Source organism: Teichococcus oryzae, assembly GCF_008386565.1.
GTDB classification, from domain to species: Bacteria; Pseudomonadota; Alphaproteobacteria; order Acetobacterales; family Acetobacteraceae; genus Pseudoroseomonas; species Pseudoroseomonas oryzae.
The window spans coordinates 34,023-49,642 of the sequence record NZ_VUKA01000006.1; the positions used below are offsets into that span (position 1 = coordinate 34,023).

At 70.4% G+C, this 15,620-nt stretch carries 16 protein-coding genes; 6 read left to right on the forward strand and 10 right to left on the reverse strand.

The features are described from left to right. Positions 1-4 precede the first annotated feature (4 nt). Positions 5-865 (forward strand): pyridoxal kinase PdxY, encoded by an 861-nt coding sequence (pdxY, locus tag F0Q34_RS13090; RefSeq protein WP_149812674.1) that lies wholly within the window; start codon positions 5-7, stop codon positions 863-865. Between the two features lie 40 nt (positions 866-905). Here the strand turns inward: pdxY and F0Q34_RS13095 are convergent, their stop codons facing one another. From F0Q34_RS13095 to F0Q34_RS13135, 9 genes are all read right to left on the reverse strand, one after another. Beyond that, positions 906-2,498, reverse strand: a complete 1,593-nt coding sequence (locus F0Q34_RS13095) for an ABC transporter substrate-binding protein (RefSeq protein ID WP_149812675.1) — start codon at positions 2,496-2,498, stop codon at positions 906-908. Between the two features lie 115 nt (positions 2,499-2,613). After that, complete coding sequence (locus F0Q34_RS13100; RefSeq protein WP_149812676.1) at positions 2,614-3,120, reverse strand: hypothetical protein; 507 nt, start codon at positions 3,118-3,120, stop codon at positions 2,614-2,616. A 155-nt stretch (positions 3,121-3,275) separates the two neighbouring features. Further along, the gene (locus F0Q34_RS13105; protein WP_161600874.1) at positions 3,276-3,872 is read right to left on the reverse strand and encodes a hypothetical protein; all 597 of its coding nucleotides are present in this window, start codon (positions 3,870-3,872) and stop codon (positions 3,276-3,278) included. Next, positions 3,806-4,330 carry a gamma carbonic anhydrase family protein gene (locus F0Q34_RS13110; protein ID WP_149812678.1) on the reverse strand — a complete coding sequence of 175 codons (525 nt, stop codon included), beginning with the start codon at positions 4,328-4,330 and terminating at the stop codon, positions 3,806-3,808. The genes F0Q34_RS13105 and F0Q34_RS13110 overlap by 67 nt, the downstream gene beginning before the upstream one ends. A 72-nt stretch (positions 4,331-4,402) precedes the next feature. Then, a complete protein-coding gene (gene argC, locus F0Q34_RS13115) occupies positions 4,403-5,353 on the reverse strand; it encodes an N-acetyl-gamma-glutamyl-phosphate reductase (protein WP_149812679.1) in 951 nt (316 codons plus the stop codon). 134 nt (positions 5,354-5,487) lie between these two features. Continuing rightward, entirely contained in the window at positions 5,488-5,982 is a 495-nt protein-coding gene (gene rpsI / locus F0Q34_RS13120; protein WP_149812680.1) for a 30S ribosomal protein S9, read from the reverse strand. A gap of 5 nt (positions 5,983-5,987) precedes the next feature. After that, on the reverse strand, positions 5,988-6,458 hold the full coding sequence (gene rplM, locus F0Q34_RS13125; protein ID WP_149812681.1) for a 50S ribosomal protein L13: 471 nt from the start codon (positions 6,456-6,458) through the stop codon (positions 5,988-5,990). Positions 6,459-6,556: 98 nt separating this feature from the next. Then, positions 6,557-7,669, reverse strand: coding sequence for an AbrB family transcriptional regulator (locus F0Q34_RS13130; protein ID WP_149812682.1), 1,113 nt, complete (start codon positions 7,667-7,669; stop codon positions 6,557-6,559). Positions 7,670-7,799: 130 nt separating this feature from the next. After that, the gene (locus F0Q34_RS13135; RefSeq protein WP_241665472.1) at positions 7,800-8,483 is read right to left on the reverse strand and encodes an extensin-like domain-containing protein; all 684 of its coding nucleotides are present in this window, start codon (positions 8,481-8,483) and stop codon (positions 7,800-7,802) included. A 131-nt stretch (positions 8,484-8,614) separates the two neighbouring features. On the opposite strand from F0Q34_RS13135, the gene F0Q34_RS13140 reads away from it, so the two are divergent. The 4 genes from F0Q34_RS13140 to F0Q34_RS13155 all read left to right on the forward strand — a co-directional run bounded on the left by F0Q34_RS13140 (position 8,615) and on the right by F0Q34_RS13155 (position 13,604). After that, entirely contained in the window at positions 8,615-9,793 is a 1,179-nt protein-coding gene (locus F0Q34_RS13140) for a M20 aminoacylase family protein (protein ID WP_149812684.1), read from the forward strand. Then, on the forward strand, positions 9,790-11,103 hold the full coding sequence (locus F0Q34_RS13145; RefSeq protein ID WP_149812685.1) for a CapA family protein: 1,314 nt from the start codon (positions 9,790-9,792) through the stop codon (positions 11,101-11,103). The genes F0Q34_RS13140 and F0Q34_RS13145 overlap by 4 nt, the downstream gene beginning before the upstream one ends. A 177-nt stretch (positions 11,104-11,280) precedes the next feature. After that, positions 11,281-12,870 carry an ABC transporter substrate-binding protein gene (locus F0Q34_RS13150; protein ID WP_149812686.1) on the forward strand — a complete coding sequence of 530 codons (1,590 nt, stop codon included), beginning with the start codon at positions 11,281-11,283 and terminating at the stop codon, positions 12,868-12,870. 5 nt (positions 12,871-12,875) lie between these two features. Then, complete coding sequence (locus F0Q34_RS13155) at positions 12,876-13,604, forward strand: SOS response-associated peptidase (RefSeq protein ID WP_149812687.1); 729 nt, start codon at positions 12,876-12,878, stop codon at positions 13,602-13,604. 143 nt (positions 13,605-13,747) lie between these two features. Here the strand turns inward: F0Q34_RS13155 and F0Q34_RS13160 are convergent, their stop codons facing one another. Next, a complete protein-coding gene (locus F0Q34_RS13160; RefSeq protein WP_149812688.1) occupies positions 13,748-14,770 on the reverse strand; it encodes a Bug family tripartite tricarboxylate transporter substrate binding protein in 1,023 nt (340 codons plus the stop codon). A 145-nt stretch (positions 14,771-14,915) separates the two neighbouring features. Here F0Q34_RS13160 and F0Q34_RS13165 point away from each other — a divergent pair, with 145 nt between their 5' ends. Then, positions 14,916-15,617, forward strand: a complete 702-nt coding sequence (locus F0Q34_RS13165; RefSeq protein WP_149812689.1) for a GntR family transcriptional regulator — start codon at positions 14,916-14,918, stop codon at positions 15,615-15,617. Positions 15,618-15,620 lie beyond the last annotated feature (3 nt).

Here is a 15,620-nt window from a genome sequence, read left to right on the forward strand (position 1 = left end):
CCGCATGAACATCCTTTCCATCCAGTCCTGGGTTGCCTACGGCCATGTCGGCAATGCCTCGGCCATGTTTCCGCTGCAGCGGCTCGGCGCCGAGGTCTGGGCGGTGAACACGGTGCAGTTCTCCAACCACACCGGCTATGGCTCCTGGCGGGGGCAGGTCTTCGGGGCGGATCTGGTGCGGGACCTTGTGGACGGAATCGCCGATCGTGGCGCCCTGCCTCGCTGCGACGCCGTGCTGTCCGGCTACATGGGCGACGCGGCGATCGGCGAGGCGGTCCTCGATGCCGCCAGCCGCGCCAAGGCGGCCAATCCCCGCGCCCTTTATTGCTGCGATCCGGTGATCGGCGATGTGGGCCGCGGCGTGTTCGTGCGCCCGGGCATCCCCGAATTCATGCGGGACCGCGCCATGCGGGCCGCCGACATCGTCACCCCCAACCAGTTCGAGCTGGAATGGATGACCGGCCGCCCCGTTTCCACGCTGCACGAAGCCAAGGCGGCGGTGGAGGCGCTGCGCGCCACCATGGCGCCCGGCGGCCCGCGCTGCGTGCTGGTGACCTCGCTGCAGGTGGCCGAAACGCCGGAAGACCAGATCGAGATGCTGGCCGCCGGGCAGGACGGCACCTACCGCATCCGCACGCCGATGCTGCCGATCTCGGTGAACGGGGCCGGCGACGCCATTGCCGCGCTGTTCCTGTTCCACCGGCTGCGCAGCGGCTCGACGGCGGATGCCCTCGCCGCCGCCGCGTCCTCCATCTACGGGCTGCTGCGCCGGACCGCCGAAGCGGCCTCGCGCGAGATCCTGACGGTGGAGGCCCAGGACGAGTTCGTCACGCCGAGTCGCGTCTTCGTGCCGGAACGCTGCTGAGGCCGCTTCCCGCCACGGCGTGCGTGGCGGGTTGGCAGGTTCAGCCGCGCTTGACGTTGAGCGGCACCGCCATGCCCTGCCGGAAGCCGGACAGGTCGCTGCGCCAGGCGCTGTCGATCAGGTACTGGCCGAGCGGGTAATAAGGCACGTCCACAAAGAACTGCTCCTGGATCTTCCGGCCGATCGCCTGCTGCGCGGCGAGCTCGGGCGCGTCGAACCACTGGTCGCGCAGGGCTTCCAGCTTCGGCGCATCGGGCCAGCCGAACCAGGCGCCATCCGCATTGCCACGCAGCAGCGGGTGACCGCCGGGATTGGCGAGGTCCATGCCGCCGAACAACGCCACCAGCATGTTCCATCCGCCCTGGGCCGGCGGGTTCTTGTTGCTGCGGCGGCTGAGCAGCGTGCCCCAGTCGGAGGTGACGGTTTCCACCTTGAAGCCCACACGTTGCAGCAGGTCGGTGGCGACGGCGGTGAGGTTGTTGTTGTTCACAACGTCGGTGGGATGCAGCATCACCACCGTCTCGCCCTTGTAGCCGGCTTCCTTGAGGGCGCGCTTCGCCGCCTCCAGGTCGCGCGGGCTGGTCAGCGCCTGCATGCCGGCATCTGAGGCCAGGGGGCTGCCTTCCGGGAAGCAGCCGACATCCTCGCGCCAAAGGTCGCGGTTGTCGCCCATGATGGCTGTCATGAAGTCGATCTGCCGCAGCGCCGGCCACAGGGCGCGGCGGATGGCCGGGTTGTTGAAGGGCGGATGCAGGTGGTTCGGGCGCAGCATCGCCAGCGTGCCGCCGGCGTCGATGCGATCCACCATGATGTTGCGCGCGCCCTTCAGCAACGGACGGAGATCGGGCGCCACCTGCTCCCACCAGTCGACCTCGCCCGATTGCAGGGCGCCGGCAGCCGTTGCCGGATCGGGGATGACCTTCCATTCCAGCCGCTCGAAATGGGCGAGCTTCGGACCCGCCGTCAGGCTGACGGGGCCGTTCGGGGCGGGGCTGTACCGGTCGTAGCGGCTGTAGACGAGCTGGCTGCCGGAAATCCGCTCCGCCGCCACGAAGCGGTACGGGCCGGAGCCCACCACCTCGGTCACGGCACGGCCGGGCTCCTGCTGCGCGAAGCGTTCGGGGAAAACAAAGCAGGGATAGGAGGAGGCCTTGGCCAGCGCCTCCAGCATGGGTCCGAAGGGGCGCTTCAGCCGCATCTCGAAGCGGCGGTCATCCAGGACGCGGATCTCGTCGAGCCTCGTGGCCAGCGTCTGGCCATGCGCGTCCCGTTGCATCCAGCGGCGGATCGAGGCCACGGCATCCGCCGCCCGCACCTTCTCCCCGTCATGGAAGGTCGGGCCGTCGCGCAGGGTGAAGGTCCAGCGCTTGCCGTCATCCTCGACCACATGGCCTTCCGCGAGCTGCGGGTGCGGGCGGGACTGCGCATCCAGCCCGTACAGCGTGTCCCAGCAGAGATGGGCGTGGTTGCGCGTCGGATAGGCGGTGGTGGTCAGCGGATCCAGGATGCTCACATCCGCCTGCGGGATGAAGCGAAGCACCTGGGCGGCGCTGCCCTGGGCCAGGCTCGGCCTGGCAAGCCCGCCAAGCGCCACGGCGCCCGCGGTTGCGGCCAGGAAGCTGCGGCGCTGCATGATGTCCTCCATCAATCGGTGGCGCGCATTCTGCACATCCCGGGCGGTCCGCAGAAGATGCATCGCGCTCCGTCGCGGCGCCTGTTTCGCTCCGGCATCTTCACCGGACCTGCCGCTAGCGCAGCGTGGGCGTCGTCGCCGGCTGCGTGCCCCAGCCCGACCGGGCATCGAGGCTGTCGATCACCTCGACCAGCCGGCCCGTGGCCAGCGCCGCGTCCGGCAGGGGGCCGGGCTCGTTCAGGCGCTGCAAGGTGCGCTCCTGCCCCGCCGGGAAGATGGCGGCCGGCAGGACCGGCACGCGGCCGGCCTCGATCGCCTGGGCCGCCGCGGTGAGGATGCCGACAAGCTGCTCGGGCACGGCGGATTCGGCGATGCCCAGGACCTGCCGCACCTCCCGCACGCCGCTGCCCAGCGCCATCACCGTGCCGCCCGGCACCGCGCCGTAGCGCGCATCCTGGGTCAGGGTGTGGGCCAGGTATTCCAGGCGGGCCGCGGCGCGGGCCATGGCGGCGGGGCGGCCATGCAGGGCGGCCCCCTCATCGGCGAAATCGGCGGCGGCGAGGCGCGCGGCGCCACGAAGCGGGTCGTCGGATGCCGGCACCAGCGCCAGCGGAACGGCCATGCGCGATGGCGGAGTGCGCAGCTCCGCACAGCCAGGCAGCAGGACAGTCCCCAGCAGGAGCGCCAGGACAGGCGAAGCGAATCGGTGCATGGATGGCGGAACTCCGGCAGTGCGGGCAGAGAATGCCGCAACCGGCGGAGCCCGCCAAAACCGGTTCAGCGCGGCCAGCGCAGCCGCGCCTCCTCCAGCAGTTCCTGGGGCGGCCCGAATTCCCAGTCGCGCAGCGCCATCCGGGTGGCGGCATTGGCTTGGGGAATGCGCGGCAAGGCCGCCAGGCGCGACCGCAGCCCGGCCGCGTCCATGTCGGGCGGCGTGCCGCCGGCAGCCAGCAGGGCCATGGCATCGATCACCCGCTGCGGCGGCACCGCGTCCGGAATGTTGAGCGCCGCGCGCACATCATGCCGTGCCGCCTGCAACGCCGGAGCGGTCAATGTTCCCATTTCCCGCCGGCTCCGGCCGGCCGGGATCTCGACCGCGAGGAACTCAAGCTGCGCCACGGCCAGGGCCGCCGCCGCCGGATCGCCCCGCGATGCCGTGTCAAAGAAGCCGGCGGCGCCGCGAAGCGCCGCCTCCACCGGGTCGGCGGGGGCCTGGGTGGTGGCGGCGGGCGGCAGCGTCACAGCCGGCGGCGGCGTGACGCAGGCGGCCAGGCCGGTGCCCAGCGCCAGCAGCCACGCGCCGCGTCTCAGCCGACGAGTGAGGTGCGGTGCCGCTTGCCCAGTTCCACGTAATGCGCCGTCGTGGCCTTCCATTGCGCGCGCTCCTCATCCCCCATCACCCGCACCAGGCGGGCGGGGCTGCCAAGCCACAATTCGTTCGGGCCGATGCGCTTGCCCGGCGGCAGCAGGCTGCCGGCGCCCAGCATGCCGCCTTCCTCCACCACCGCGCCGTCCAGCACGGTGGCGCCCATGCCGATGAACGCGCCGTTCTTCAGCGTGCAGGCATGGATGATGCAGGCATGGCCCACGGTCACGTCCTCGCCGATGATCGCCGGCAGCGTGCCGCGCGCGACATGCACGATGGTGCCGTCCTGCACGTTGCTGCGCGCGCCCACGCGGATGAAATTGGTGTCTCCGCGCAGGACGCAATGGTACCAGATGCTCGCATCCGGCCCGATTTCGACATCGCCGATCACCGCGGCGGTGGGGGCGACAAAGGCGGTCGGGTCCACCGATGGAAGGCGGCCCTCGAAGGGAAGCAGGTTGCTCATGGGTGTTTGCGTCATCCTCCTGGGGTGCCCCGCCCTCGCCTCATGGTCCGGCCGGGGGAAGCCTTTTGTTTGTCAGGCCGCGGCGCGAACAGCCTCGCCCAGCCCCAGCATCAGGCCGATATTCTGCACCGCCGCGCCCGAGGCACCCTTGCCCAGGTTGTCGAGCCGCGCCACCAGCACCGCCTGGCCCCGCGCGTCATTGCCGTAAACGCGCAGCTCCAGCTTGTTGGTGTTGTTCAGCGCCTCCGGCTCCAGCTTGCCATCCGTGGTGGGCGGCAGCACCGAAACAAAGTCGGAGCCGGCGTAATACGCCGCCAGCGCCTCGTGCAGCGCCTCGGGCGAGGCGTTGCCGGCCAGCAGGCCGAGATGCAGCGGAACGGACACCAGCATGCCCTGCCGGAAGGCGCCGACGGAGGGCACGAAGATCGGCCGGCGGCTCAGCTTCGAATAAGCCTGCAATTCCGGGACGTGCTTGTGCTCCAGCGCCAGCCCGTACAGCTCGAATGCCGGATGCTCGCCTTCCTCGAAGGTTTCGATCATTGCCTTGCCGCCACCGGAATAGCCGGACACGGCATTCACCGTGACGGGATAGTCAGACGGCAGCAGCCCCGCCTCCACCAACGGCCGCAGCAGCAGGATGCCGCCCGTGGGATAGCAGCCCGGATTGGCGACGCGCGGCGCGGCGGCAATGCGGTCCCCCTGCCCCGGCGCCAGCTCCGGAACGCCATACACCCAATCGGGATCGACCCGGTGCGCGGTGGAGGCATCAAGCAGCTTGGGCGCGTCGGCGCCGAGGGAGGCCGCCATGGCGGCGCTTTCCTTCGCGGCGGCATCGGGCAGGCACAGCACCACCAGGTCCACCTCGGCCATCAGGGCGCGCTTGGCTTCGGGGTTCTTGCGGCGCTCCGGGTCGATGGAGCGGAGGGCGACGCCCGGCAGGGCTTCCAGCCGCTGGCGGATGCCCAGACCGGTGGTCCCAGCCTCGCCATCGATGAAGATCGTCGGAATCGTGCCCTTGGCCATCTGGCCCTCCTGTGAGGCTCGGTGGTCGATCGGTAGCATGAAACGGAAAATGAGAAAGGGCGGGCCCTCGCGGACCCGCCCTTTCCGATGCAACAACCCTTGCGCAGGGCCGGCGCGACGCCGGCCCGCCAGCGTCAGCGCTTGCTGAACTGGAAGGAACGTCGGGCCTTGGCCTTGCCGTACTTCTTGCGCTCGACCACGCGCGGGTCGCGGGTCAGGAAGCCGGCCTTCTTCAGGATCGGGCGCAGGCCCGGCTCGAAATTGGTCAGGGCACGGCTGATGCCGTGGCGCACCGCGCCGGCCTGGCCGGACAGCCCGCCGCCATTCACCGTGCAATACACGTCGAACTGCTGGTAGCGGTCGGCCACCAGGAAGGGCTGGGCGATCAGCATGCGCAGCACCGGGCGGGCGAAGTAGCGCGAGGCCGGCTTGCCATTGATCTCCACGGTGCCCTTGCCGGGCTTCACCCACACGCGGGCCACGGCATCCTTGCGGCGGCCGGTGGCGTAGGCGCGGCCGAACTGGTCCTTCTTCGGCTCACGCGGGGCCTGGGCCTCGCCGGCGGCCGGGGTGCCGGCGACCAGGTTCTTCAGCTCGGACAGCGAGGTGGCGGTCGTCTGTTCGCTCATGGTCTTCAGGCCACCTTGTTCTTGCGGTTCAGGGCGGCGACGTCCAGCGTCTCCGGCTGCGCGCCGGCATGCGGGTGCGAAGGCCCGGCATAGACGTGCAGGTTCTTCATCTGCTGGCGGCCGAGCGGGCCGCGCGTGATCATGCGCTCCACGGCCTTCTCGATGACGCGCTCCGGAAAGCGGCTGTCGAGGCGCTCACGCAGCGTGCGGCCCTTGATGCCGCCCGGATAACCGGTGTGCCAGTAGAAGACCGATTGGTCGGCCTTGTTGCCCGTCACCTGCACCTTGTCGGCGTTGATGATGACAACGTGGTCGCCGCAATCGACATGCGGAGTGAATTGCGGCTTGTTCTTGCCGCGGAGGCGATTGGCAACGATGGCGGCGAGACGGCCGAGCACGAGGCCCTCCGCATCGATCAACACCCAGCCCTTCTTCACCTCCGCCGGCTTCAGCGAGCGGGTCTGCGTTTGCAGCACGGTCTTATCCTGAAATTGGCGATATGAATTGAGCGCGGCTTATCGCCGCAGAGCCTTCCCGGGTCAAGGAAAATTACTGTGGTATCATAATACCACAGTCAGTCGGGAGGTGGATTGGGCGGCAGCCGGCGGGCGAAGAAGGCCGCGATCGCAGGCCCCGTCACCAGCACCAGGATGAAGCGGGCCATCTGCATCGCCATGATGAAGGGCATGTCCACTTGGCTGGTGGCGGCGATGATCGCCACCGAATCCGCGCCGCCGGGGCTGGTCGCCAGATAGGCGGTCAGGGGATCGATGCCCGCCACGGCGCTCAGGATAACGGCGAACACGCCGCAGGCGGCGATCAGCGCCAGGGTGGAGGCCATCACCCTCGGGAAGGCGCGCGCCGCATGCGCCAGGATGGGCCGGGTGAAGCGCAGCCCGATGCTCCAGCCCACCGCGGCATAGCTGGCGGCGAGCAGCCAGGGCGGCAGTTCCACCTGAAGGAGGCCGTAGCCCTGCAGCAGGGCCGCCACAAACATCGGCAGCAGGATCGGTCCGGCGGGAAGGCGCAGCACCCGCGCCAGCGCCGCGCAGCCGAGGCCGACCAGCAGGGTCAGAACCAGCGCGCCCCAGGCCACGGGCGGGAACCAGGGCGCTGCCTCGGCCGTCACGGCCGCCACCGGCGCCACCTCCCCCACCCAGAACCGCGCCACCAGGGACGCGATGACGGCCACCAGTGCCACCCGCAGATACAGCATGAACGCGACCAGCCGCACATCGGCACCATGCGCCTCCGCCATCAGCATCATGGCCGAGGCCGCGCCCGGGGAGGAGCCCCAGATCGCGGTGGTGCCGGGCAGCACCTGGCGCCGCGCCAGCAGCCATCCGAGCAGGCTGCTCACCACCAGCACCGCAACCACGCCCGCCAGGATGACGGGCCAGTCGGCGGCCAGCTCCGCCAGCACCTCCCGGTGCAGCGAACGGGCGATCAGGCAGCCGATGATCCCCTGCGCCAGGGTGAAGGGCCAGGCCGCGATCCGCAGCCGCCCCTCCGTGACCGCCACCAGGATGCCGCCGCCCATCGCGCCCAGCAGCAGCGCCGCCGGCAGGCCGAGCCGGTCCAGCACCACCACCACCAGCGCCGTCAGGCCGAGCAGCGCTGCCCAGCGCCCCGCCAGCGGCCAATGCGCCAGGGTGGGGCGGCGGGCCTGTAGGAGGCGCCGGAACATTCCGTTCAGGCCCCGAACAGGCGGTGGCGGGGCGGCAAGGGCGGGTCAAGGCGGACAGGCATCATCGGCGATCTCCCCGGCGCGACCGTGCCGCATCGCAGCATGGGCAGGCCCGGTCAATCCTGCCTCCTTAGCTGCACCGCCCCCAGCGCCCCCGGTCGAAATGGAAATGGTCCCGGTGGGCGGCGTTGTAATCAGGGCCAAGGACGGCCTTGAAGAAGCGGCAGCCGCCATCGCGCAACTCGCGCAGGAAGGCGCCGGCCTCGGCGCGGTCCCAGTCCCGCGGCAGGCGGATCTCCCGGCCATTCGCCAGGACGAAGCCGGTGACATCCAGCGCATTGGCCGTGGCGTGTTCCGACCGGCGCCCCGCGCTGCGATGGTACACGTTGCGGCAGGCATAGCTGCCGAGATGCCGCACGGCGACGACGCGGCTGTTGAAGTGCCGCGCGGCGGCCGGCTGCAGCGCATGCCGCTCGAACAGCGCCCAGGCGGCGGCCAGCGGGCAGGTCACGACCGGACGGGACGGCCGGAAGGCGATCCCCTCCCCGTCCAGCCGCACCACGTTTTCCAGCGGGCAGCCCACCTCCGAGGGACGATCGGGCAAGGGCTCCACCGCGCGGCCGGACACGGCGAAGGCGGCGAGGCAGGTTTCCGGCTGCAACGCCATCCGCGCCAGCTTCCAGCCGGTGAGGATGTTGGGCTCGGCATGCAGTTCCAGCGGGGCGGCCGGGTCCCATCGCGGCGGGGGCCGCCAGGCGCCGCTCCAATAGGCACCCGCCAGCGCCACGGGCGCCAGCAACAGCAGAACCAGCATCGTTCGGCGGAGCATGGCCGGAAAATGGCCCCGCCGGTGCCAGGGGCAAGGCCCGCGCCCCCCTCGCCTCTTGCCGGGGCGGCGCAGTGCCGCAAAGCTGCCCGTCTGGCCGCCAGGGAGTCCTTGCCGTTATGCCCGTGCTGAACCGCATCGCCGATTTCCACGCCGAGATGACGGCCTGGCGACAGGATCTCCACCGCCATCCGGAGCTGGCCTTCCAGGAACACCGCACTGCCGGCATCGTCGCGGAGAAGCTGCGCCAGTTCGGCGCGGACGAGGTGGTGACCGGCCTCGGCGGCACGGGCGTGGTGGGCGTGATCCGGGGCGCGCGGCCCGGCGGCAGCATCGGCCTGCGCGCGGACATGGACGCGCTGCCCATCACGGAGGAAACCGGCGCCGAATACGCCTCCGCGACACCCGGCGTGATGCATGCCTGCGGCCATGACGGCCACACCACCATGCTGCTCGGCGCCGCGCGCTACCTCGCCGAGACGCGCAACTTCGCCGGGACCGTGCATGTGATCTTCCAGCCGGCCGAGGAAATGGGCGGCGGTGCCGAGGTGATGCTGAAGGAGGGGCTGTTCGAGCGCTTCCCGATGGATCGCGTCTTCGGCATCCACAATTGGCCCGCCCTGCCCGCCGGCACGTTCCATTGGCGCGAGGGGCCGCTGATGGCGGCCGTCGCCGATATCGAGATCACCATAACCGGCCAGGGCGCGCACGGCGCCATGCCGCACCAGGGCAATGACCCGGTGGTGATCGCGGCGACCCTGGTATCCGCCCTGCAATCCATCGTGGCGCGCAACGTGGAGCCGGTGGAGGCCGGCGTCGTCACCATCGGCCGGATCGAGGGGGGGCACGCCTTCAACGTCATTCCCGAAAGCGTCAGCCTGCGCGGCACGGCGCGCTGGTTCCGCCCGCATGTCGGCGACGTGCTGGAAAGGAAGGTGACGGAGTTGGCCACCGGCATCGCCAGCGCCTTCGGCGCCCGCGCGGAGGTGCGCTTCACCCGCATGTACCCGGCCACGATCAACGAAGAGGAATCGACCCGCCTCGCCGCCCGCGCGGCCGCCGCCGTGGCCGGGGCGGAACGCGTGGCCGAATTGGCGCAGCCGACCATGGGAGGCGAGGATTTCGCCTTCATGCTGAACGCCCGGCCCGGCGCCTACCTGTTCCTGGGTGCCGGACGCACCGGCAGCGATCCCGGCCTGCACCACCCGAAATTCAACTTCAATGACGAGTTGCTGCCGATGGGGGCCTCCTTCTTCGCGACGTTGGCCGAGCAGCTGCTGGCGAAGGACGCGCCATGAGCCGCGCCCTTTCCCTGGCGCTGACCGGCGACAGCATCCTGCAGCGGCGCCTGCTTTCCACCACCGATCCCGAGCTGCGGCCGCTGTTCGACCGCATCCGGGCGGCGGATGTGGCCTTCACCAACCTTGAAGTGCTGGCCAATGATTTCCGTGGCGACCCGTCGCAGGAATGCGGCGGATCGCATTTCGGCGCCCATGCCTGGGTGCTGGACGAACTGCGCGAGGCCGGCTTCGACCTGTTCGCCGCGGCCACCAACCATTGCCTGGATTATTCGATCTCCGGCCTGCTCCACACCATCGAGGCGTTGGAAGCGCGCGGCCTCTGCTTCGCCGGCATCGGCCGCAACCTGGAGGCGGCGCGGCGCCCGGCCTATTTCGACCACCCGAACGGCACGGTGGCGATGCTGTCCTGTTCCTCCACCTTCCAGCCGGGCAACGAGGCCGGCCAGCAGATCGCGGACATGCAGGGCCGCCCCGGCCTCAGCCCGCTGCATTACGACACGATGCACGAGGTGACGCCGGAGCAGCTCGCGACGCTGCAGCGGATCGCCGAGGAGCTGGGGCTGGAAAAGCAGCGGCAGCAGATCCTGAAGCTCGGCTTCGGCCACCCGCCGGCGGAAGGCGTGTTCCCCTTCGGCAAGATGAACTTCCGCGCCGCCGAGCGCGCCGCGCTGCGCCTGACGCCGCGCGGGAGGGACATGGACGGCATCGCGCGCTGGGTGCGGGAAGCGCGGCTTTCCGCCGACCTCGTGCTGGTCAGCCTGCACGCGCATGAACAGGGCGAGGACAAGGAGATCCCCGCCGAGTTCATCCCCGCCTTCGCCCGCCGCATGATCGAGGAAGGGGCGGACCTCGTGGTCGGCCATGGCCCCCACCTGCTGCGCGGGCTGGAGATCCATCAGGGCCGGCCGATCTTCTACAGCCTCGGCAACTTCATCGGCCAGAACGAGCTGGTGCCGCGCATCCCGGGCGATTCCTATGAACGCTTCCGTGCCGACCTGTCGCTGACGCCGGGCGCTGTGTACAAGGTCCGCACGGCGGATGACACCAAGGGCTTCCCTGCGGATCGCCGCTTCTGGGAAACCGTGGTGCCGCTTTGCCGCTTCGAGGATGGGCGCCTGGCCGGGATGGAGATCCTGCCGGTCAGCCTCGGCCTCGGCGAGGCGGCCCATCGGCGCGGGCGGCCCCGCCTTGCGGAGGGCGCGGAGGCCAGCGGCATCCTGGAACGCTTCGCGGCCTTGTCGGCGCCCTATGGCACCCGGTTCGAGATGGCGGAGGATCGCGCGCGCCTCCTGCTGCCGGCACGCTGAGGGGGCGCTTCCCCAGGCATTCCCCAGGGCATCCTCCGGGTATTCCCTGGGGCATTCCCTGGGGCATTCCCTGGTGCCTCGCGCATCCGGCGGCTTGACGGTGCCATGTCCTTGACGTTCCCTGTTGCGCCAGGGCCTGCCGAAGGCACGCCGCCGCACAACCCCGGAGAATGCGCCATGCCTGCTGCCTCGCCGCTGTTGTCCCGCCGCGCCCTGCTCGGCACGGGCGGTGCCCTGCTCGCCGCCCCGAGGCTCGCCGGGGCGCAGGGCAGCCGCGTGCTGCGCTTCGTGCCGCAGGCCGACCTCGCGGTGCTCGACCCGGTGTTCACCACCGCCTCGGTCACCGTCAATCACGGCCTGATGGTGTTCGACACGCTGTATGGCTGGGACAAGGATTACCAGCCGCAGCCGCAGATGGCCGCCGGGCACCGCATCGAGGATGACGGCCTCACCTGGATCATCACCCTGCGCGACGGGCTGACCTTCCATGACGGGGAGCGGGTGCTGGCGCGGGACTGCGTGGCCAGCATCCGGCGCTGGGGCGCGCGCGACATGTTCGGCCAGGAGGTGATCGCCCGCTCCGACGAGATCACCGCGGTGGACGACAAGACCATCCGCTTCCGGCTGAAGAAGCCTTTCCCGCGCCTTGCCATGGCGCTGGGCAAGTCGGCCCCCAGCCTGCCGGTGATCATGCCGGAGCGGCTGGCGAAGACCCCGGCCACCACGCAGGTGACGGAAATGGTGGGCTCCGGCCCGTATCGCTTCCTGGCCAATGAACGCATGGCGGGCGCCCGCGTCGCCTATGCCCGGTTCGAGGGCTATGTGCCCACCCCGCACGGCACGCCAAGCCGCACCGCCGGTCCGAAGATCGCGCATTTCGACCGTGTCGAGTGGAATGTCATCCCCGACCAGGCCACCGCCGCCGGCGCGCTGATGAATGGCGAGGTGGACTGGGTGGAAACCACCTCCAGCGACCTCGCCCCAATGCTCGGCCGCTCGCGCGATGTCAGGGTTTCCTACAGCGACGAGCTGTACCAGACGATCCTGCGCTTCAACCACCTGCACCCGCCCTTCAACAATCCTGGCGTGCGCCGCGCCCTGCTCGGCGCCATCAACCAGGAGGACATGATGCAGGGCGCCTACGGCACCGATCCGCGCGGCTGGAAGGCCGGCACGGGGGTGTTCACCTCCGACAGCCCGATGTCGAGCGATGCGGGGCTGGCGCCGCTCCAGGGCAAGCGCGACTACGCCAAGGTCAAGCGGGACCTCGCCGCCGCCGGCTACAATGGCGAGAAGATCGTGATGCTGCAGGCGGATGATTATCCGACGCTGCGTGCCCTGGCCGAGGTGTCGGCGCATGTGATGCGCGAATGCGGCATGAATGTGGAAACCCAGTCGGGCGACTGGGGCACCGTCAGCACTCGCCGCGCCAACCGCGAGGACATCACCAAGGGTGGCTGGAGCGCCTTCTGCACCGGCCTGAGCTATTCGCTGGACCCATCCGGCCATCTCGGGCTGCGGGCGAATGGCGACAAGGCCTGGTTCGGCTGGCCCACCAGCCCGGAGCTGGAGGCGCTGCGCCAGGAATGGTTCGGCGCCGAAGGGATCGAGGACCAGAAGCGCATCGGCCGCGCCATGCAGGAGGTTGCCATGCAGGAGGTGCCCTACATCCCGCTCGGCGAATACCGCCGGCTGCAGGCGTCGCGCACCGATCTGACGGGCTTTCCCCTGGGCGCGGCCAATTTCTGGGGCGTGCGGCGCGGCTGACGCCCATGTGCGGACGGTATTTCCAGTACCGGGACATCGGCCAGGTCGCCGAGCATTTCGAGGCCGTGCCGCCCCTGCCCAACATCGCCCCGTCCTGGAACGTGGCGCCGACGCAGGATGCGCCGGTGCTGCGCCGCCATCCCGAAAGCGGCGCGCGGCATCTGGGCTCGCTCCGCTGGGGATTGGTGCCGCGCTGGGCGCGGGATGCGTCAGGCGGCGCCAGGCTGATGAATGCGCGCGCGGAAAGCGTGGCGGAGAAGCCATCCTTCCGGGATGCCTTCGCCCGCCGCCGCTGCCTGGTTCCGGCCGACGGCTTCTATGAATGGCGAACCGAGGGCAAGGCCAAGCAGACCTATGCGGTGGCGCTCAGGGATGGCGCGCCCATGGCGCTGGCCGGGTTGTGGGAAGGCTGGAAGTCGCCGGAGGGCGAGTGGCTGCGCAGCTTCTCCATCATCACCACCGAGGCGAACGCCAAGCAGGCGCTGGTGCATCACCGGATGCCGGTGATCCTGCCGCGGGAGGACTGGCCCGCCTGGCTGGGGGAGGCCGAGGCCGCGCCGGAGGCGCTGCTGGACCTGCTGCGCCCCTGCCCGCCGGAATGGCTGTCCTGCTGGCCCGTGGACAACCGCGTCGGCCGCGTGGCGGAGAACGATCCCGCCCTGCTGGGCCGCGATCCCCTCGCCACGCCGCCGCCGGAGCTGGACGACCCTCCGGTGGTTCAGGAACCGCGATAGGCGCCGAGGGACCAGGGCCAGCAAACTGGCGGCATGCGACAATGCCCCCGCTGGACGCAGCCACGGCCCGAGGGCGATGGCCAGGCCGCCATCCTCGCCCCCGGCGCCATGTCGCGCCAGTCCACCCGGCCGTAAGCGCCGCCTCAGTCCATCCGCATCTCGGCGATGTCCACGGCCGCCTTGAAGCGGGCGAACTCGGCGGCCAGGAAGGCGCGGGTGCTTTCCGGGGTGCTGTCGTCACGCGGGTCGGTGCCGCTGTCCGACAGGCGGCGGCGCACATTCTCGTCCTTCAGGGCGGTGTTGGCGGCCTGGTTCAGGGTGGCGGTGATGCCGGGCGGCAGGTCCTTGGGGCCGACCATCACCGTCCAGGTGGACAGCTCGTAGCCCGGCACCCCCGCTTCCTGCAGCGTCGGCACATCGGGGAAGGAGCGGTCCCGCGTCGTCGTGGTCACCGCCAGCAGCCGCAACGCGCCGTCGCGGATCTGCCCCACCACGGAGGCGATCTGGTCGAAGGCGAACAGCACCTCCTGCTTGATCAGCGCTTCCGGCACCGAGGCGCCGCCGCGATACGGGATGTGCGTCGCCGGGGCATCGGCCAGCTTGGAGAACAGCGAGGAGGCCAGATGGCTGATCCCGCCGACGCCCGAGCTGGCATAGCCTTCCCGCCCCTTCCCTTCCCGCAGCCGGGCCACGAGTTGCTCCACCGAGGTGATGCCGGACGCCGTCGGCACCACCACGCCGAGCGCGCTGGTGCCGATCACGGCGATGGGCGTGAAATCCTCGGCCGGGTTGTAGGGCGCGACCTTGGGCTGCGCAGAAGGCGCCACGCCGAGGGTCGAGGCGGAGCCCACCAGCAGGTTGTAGCCATCCGGCTTGCTGCGGCGGACATGCTCGGCCCCGAGCGCGCTGCCGGCACCTGGCTTGTTCTCCACCACCACCCTGCCCTGCGGCCCCAGCGCGGGGCCCATGCGGTCGGCCAGCAGGCGTCCGGCCAGGTCGGTGGCACCGGCCGGTGCGAAGGGCACGGTGATGGTGATGGTGCGGTCGGGATAGCCGGCCTCGGCGGCGCGGGAGGGGGAAGCGGCCATGGCCGCCGCCGCGCCCAAAATGCCGAAGGCGAAGGGCCGCCGGCCCAGGGGGGACAGGCGATCCGCTGGAAAGGACATGTGGACGTTCCTTGTTCTGATTTGGCCGGGCACACTCTCCATAGGCGCTGCCAAAAGAGTCAACGGGATTGTCGACAAAATTGGGAACAGTTATGTTGCCGGCCGGTGGGACGGCCTACCATCATCCCACAGGAGGCTGCCCACCATGGCCGCGCCCGTTCGCGCCGAAACATCCACCGCCGAGACCTCCGCCGCTGAGGCACCCCCCGCCACGGCCTCCGCCATCCTGGCGGCGCTGGAAGAGGACATCGTCTTCGGCCGCCTGCATCCACGCGAACGGCTCATCGAGGAGGAGGTCGCCGCCCGCTTCGGCGCCACCCGCCATGCCGTGCGGCAGATCTTCACCGAACTGGAGCGAATGCGGCTGATCGAGCGCATTCCCCATCGCGGCGCGCTGGTGAAGGCCTACAGCCCGGCCGAGGTGCAGCAGCTCTACGATCTGCGGGAAATGCTCGAAACCCAGGCGGCCCGGCTGATCCCGCTGCCGTTGAGCAGCGCCGCGCTGCCACCGCTCCATGCCTTGCAGCAGCGCCACGCGGCCGCCGTGGCGGCGGGGGATGCGCGCGCCGTGTTCCGCGCCGACCTCGCCTTCCACCGCGCCATCTATGCCCATTGCGGGAATGTCTTCCTCGCCGAAACCATCGAGGAACTGGGCCAGCGCGCCCAGGTGATTCGCTATGCGACGCTGCGCAGCCAGGCCAGCATGGAACGCGCGCGTGACCAGCACGCCGCCATGCTGGACGCGCTGCGGCAGGGCACGCGGGACGTGCTGGTGGCGCTCTGCGCCGCGCATTTCCGCCCGGCCCGCGAAGCCTATCTCGGCCAGCACCCCGATCTGCTGCGCTGAACA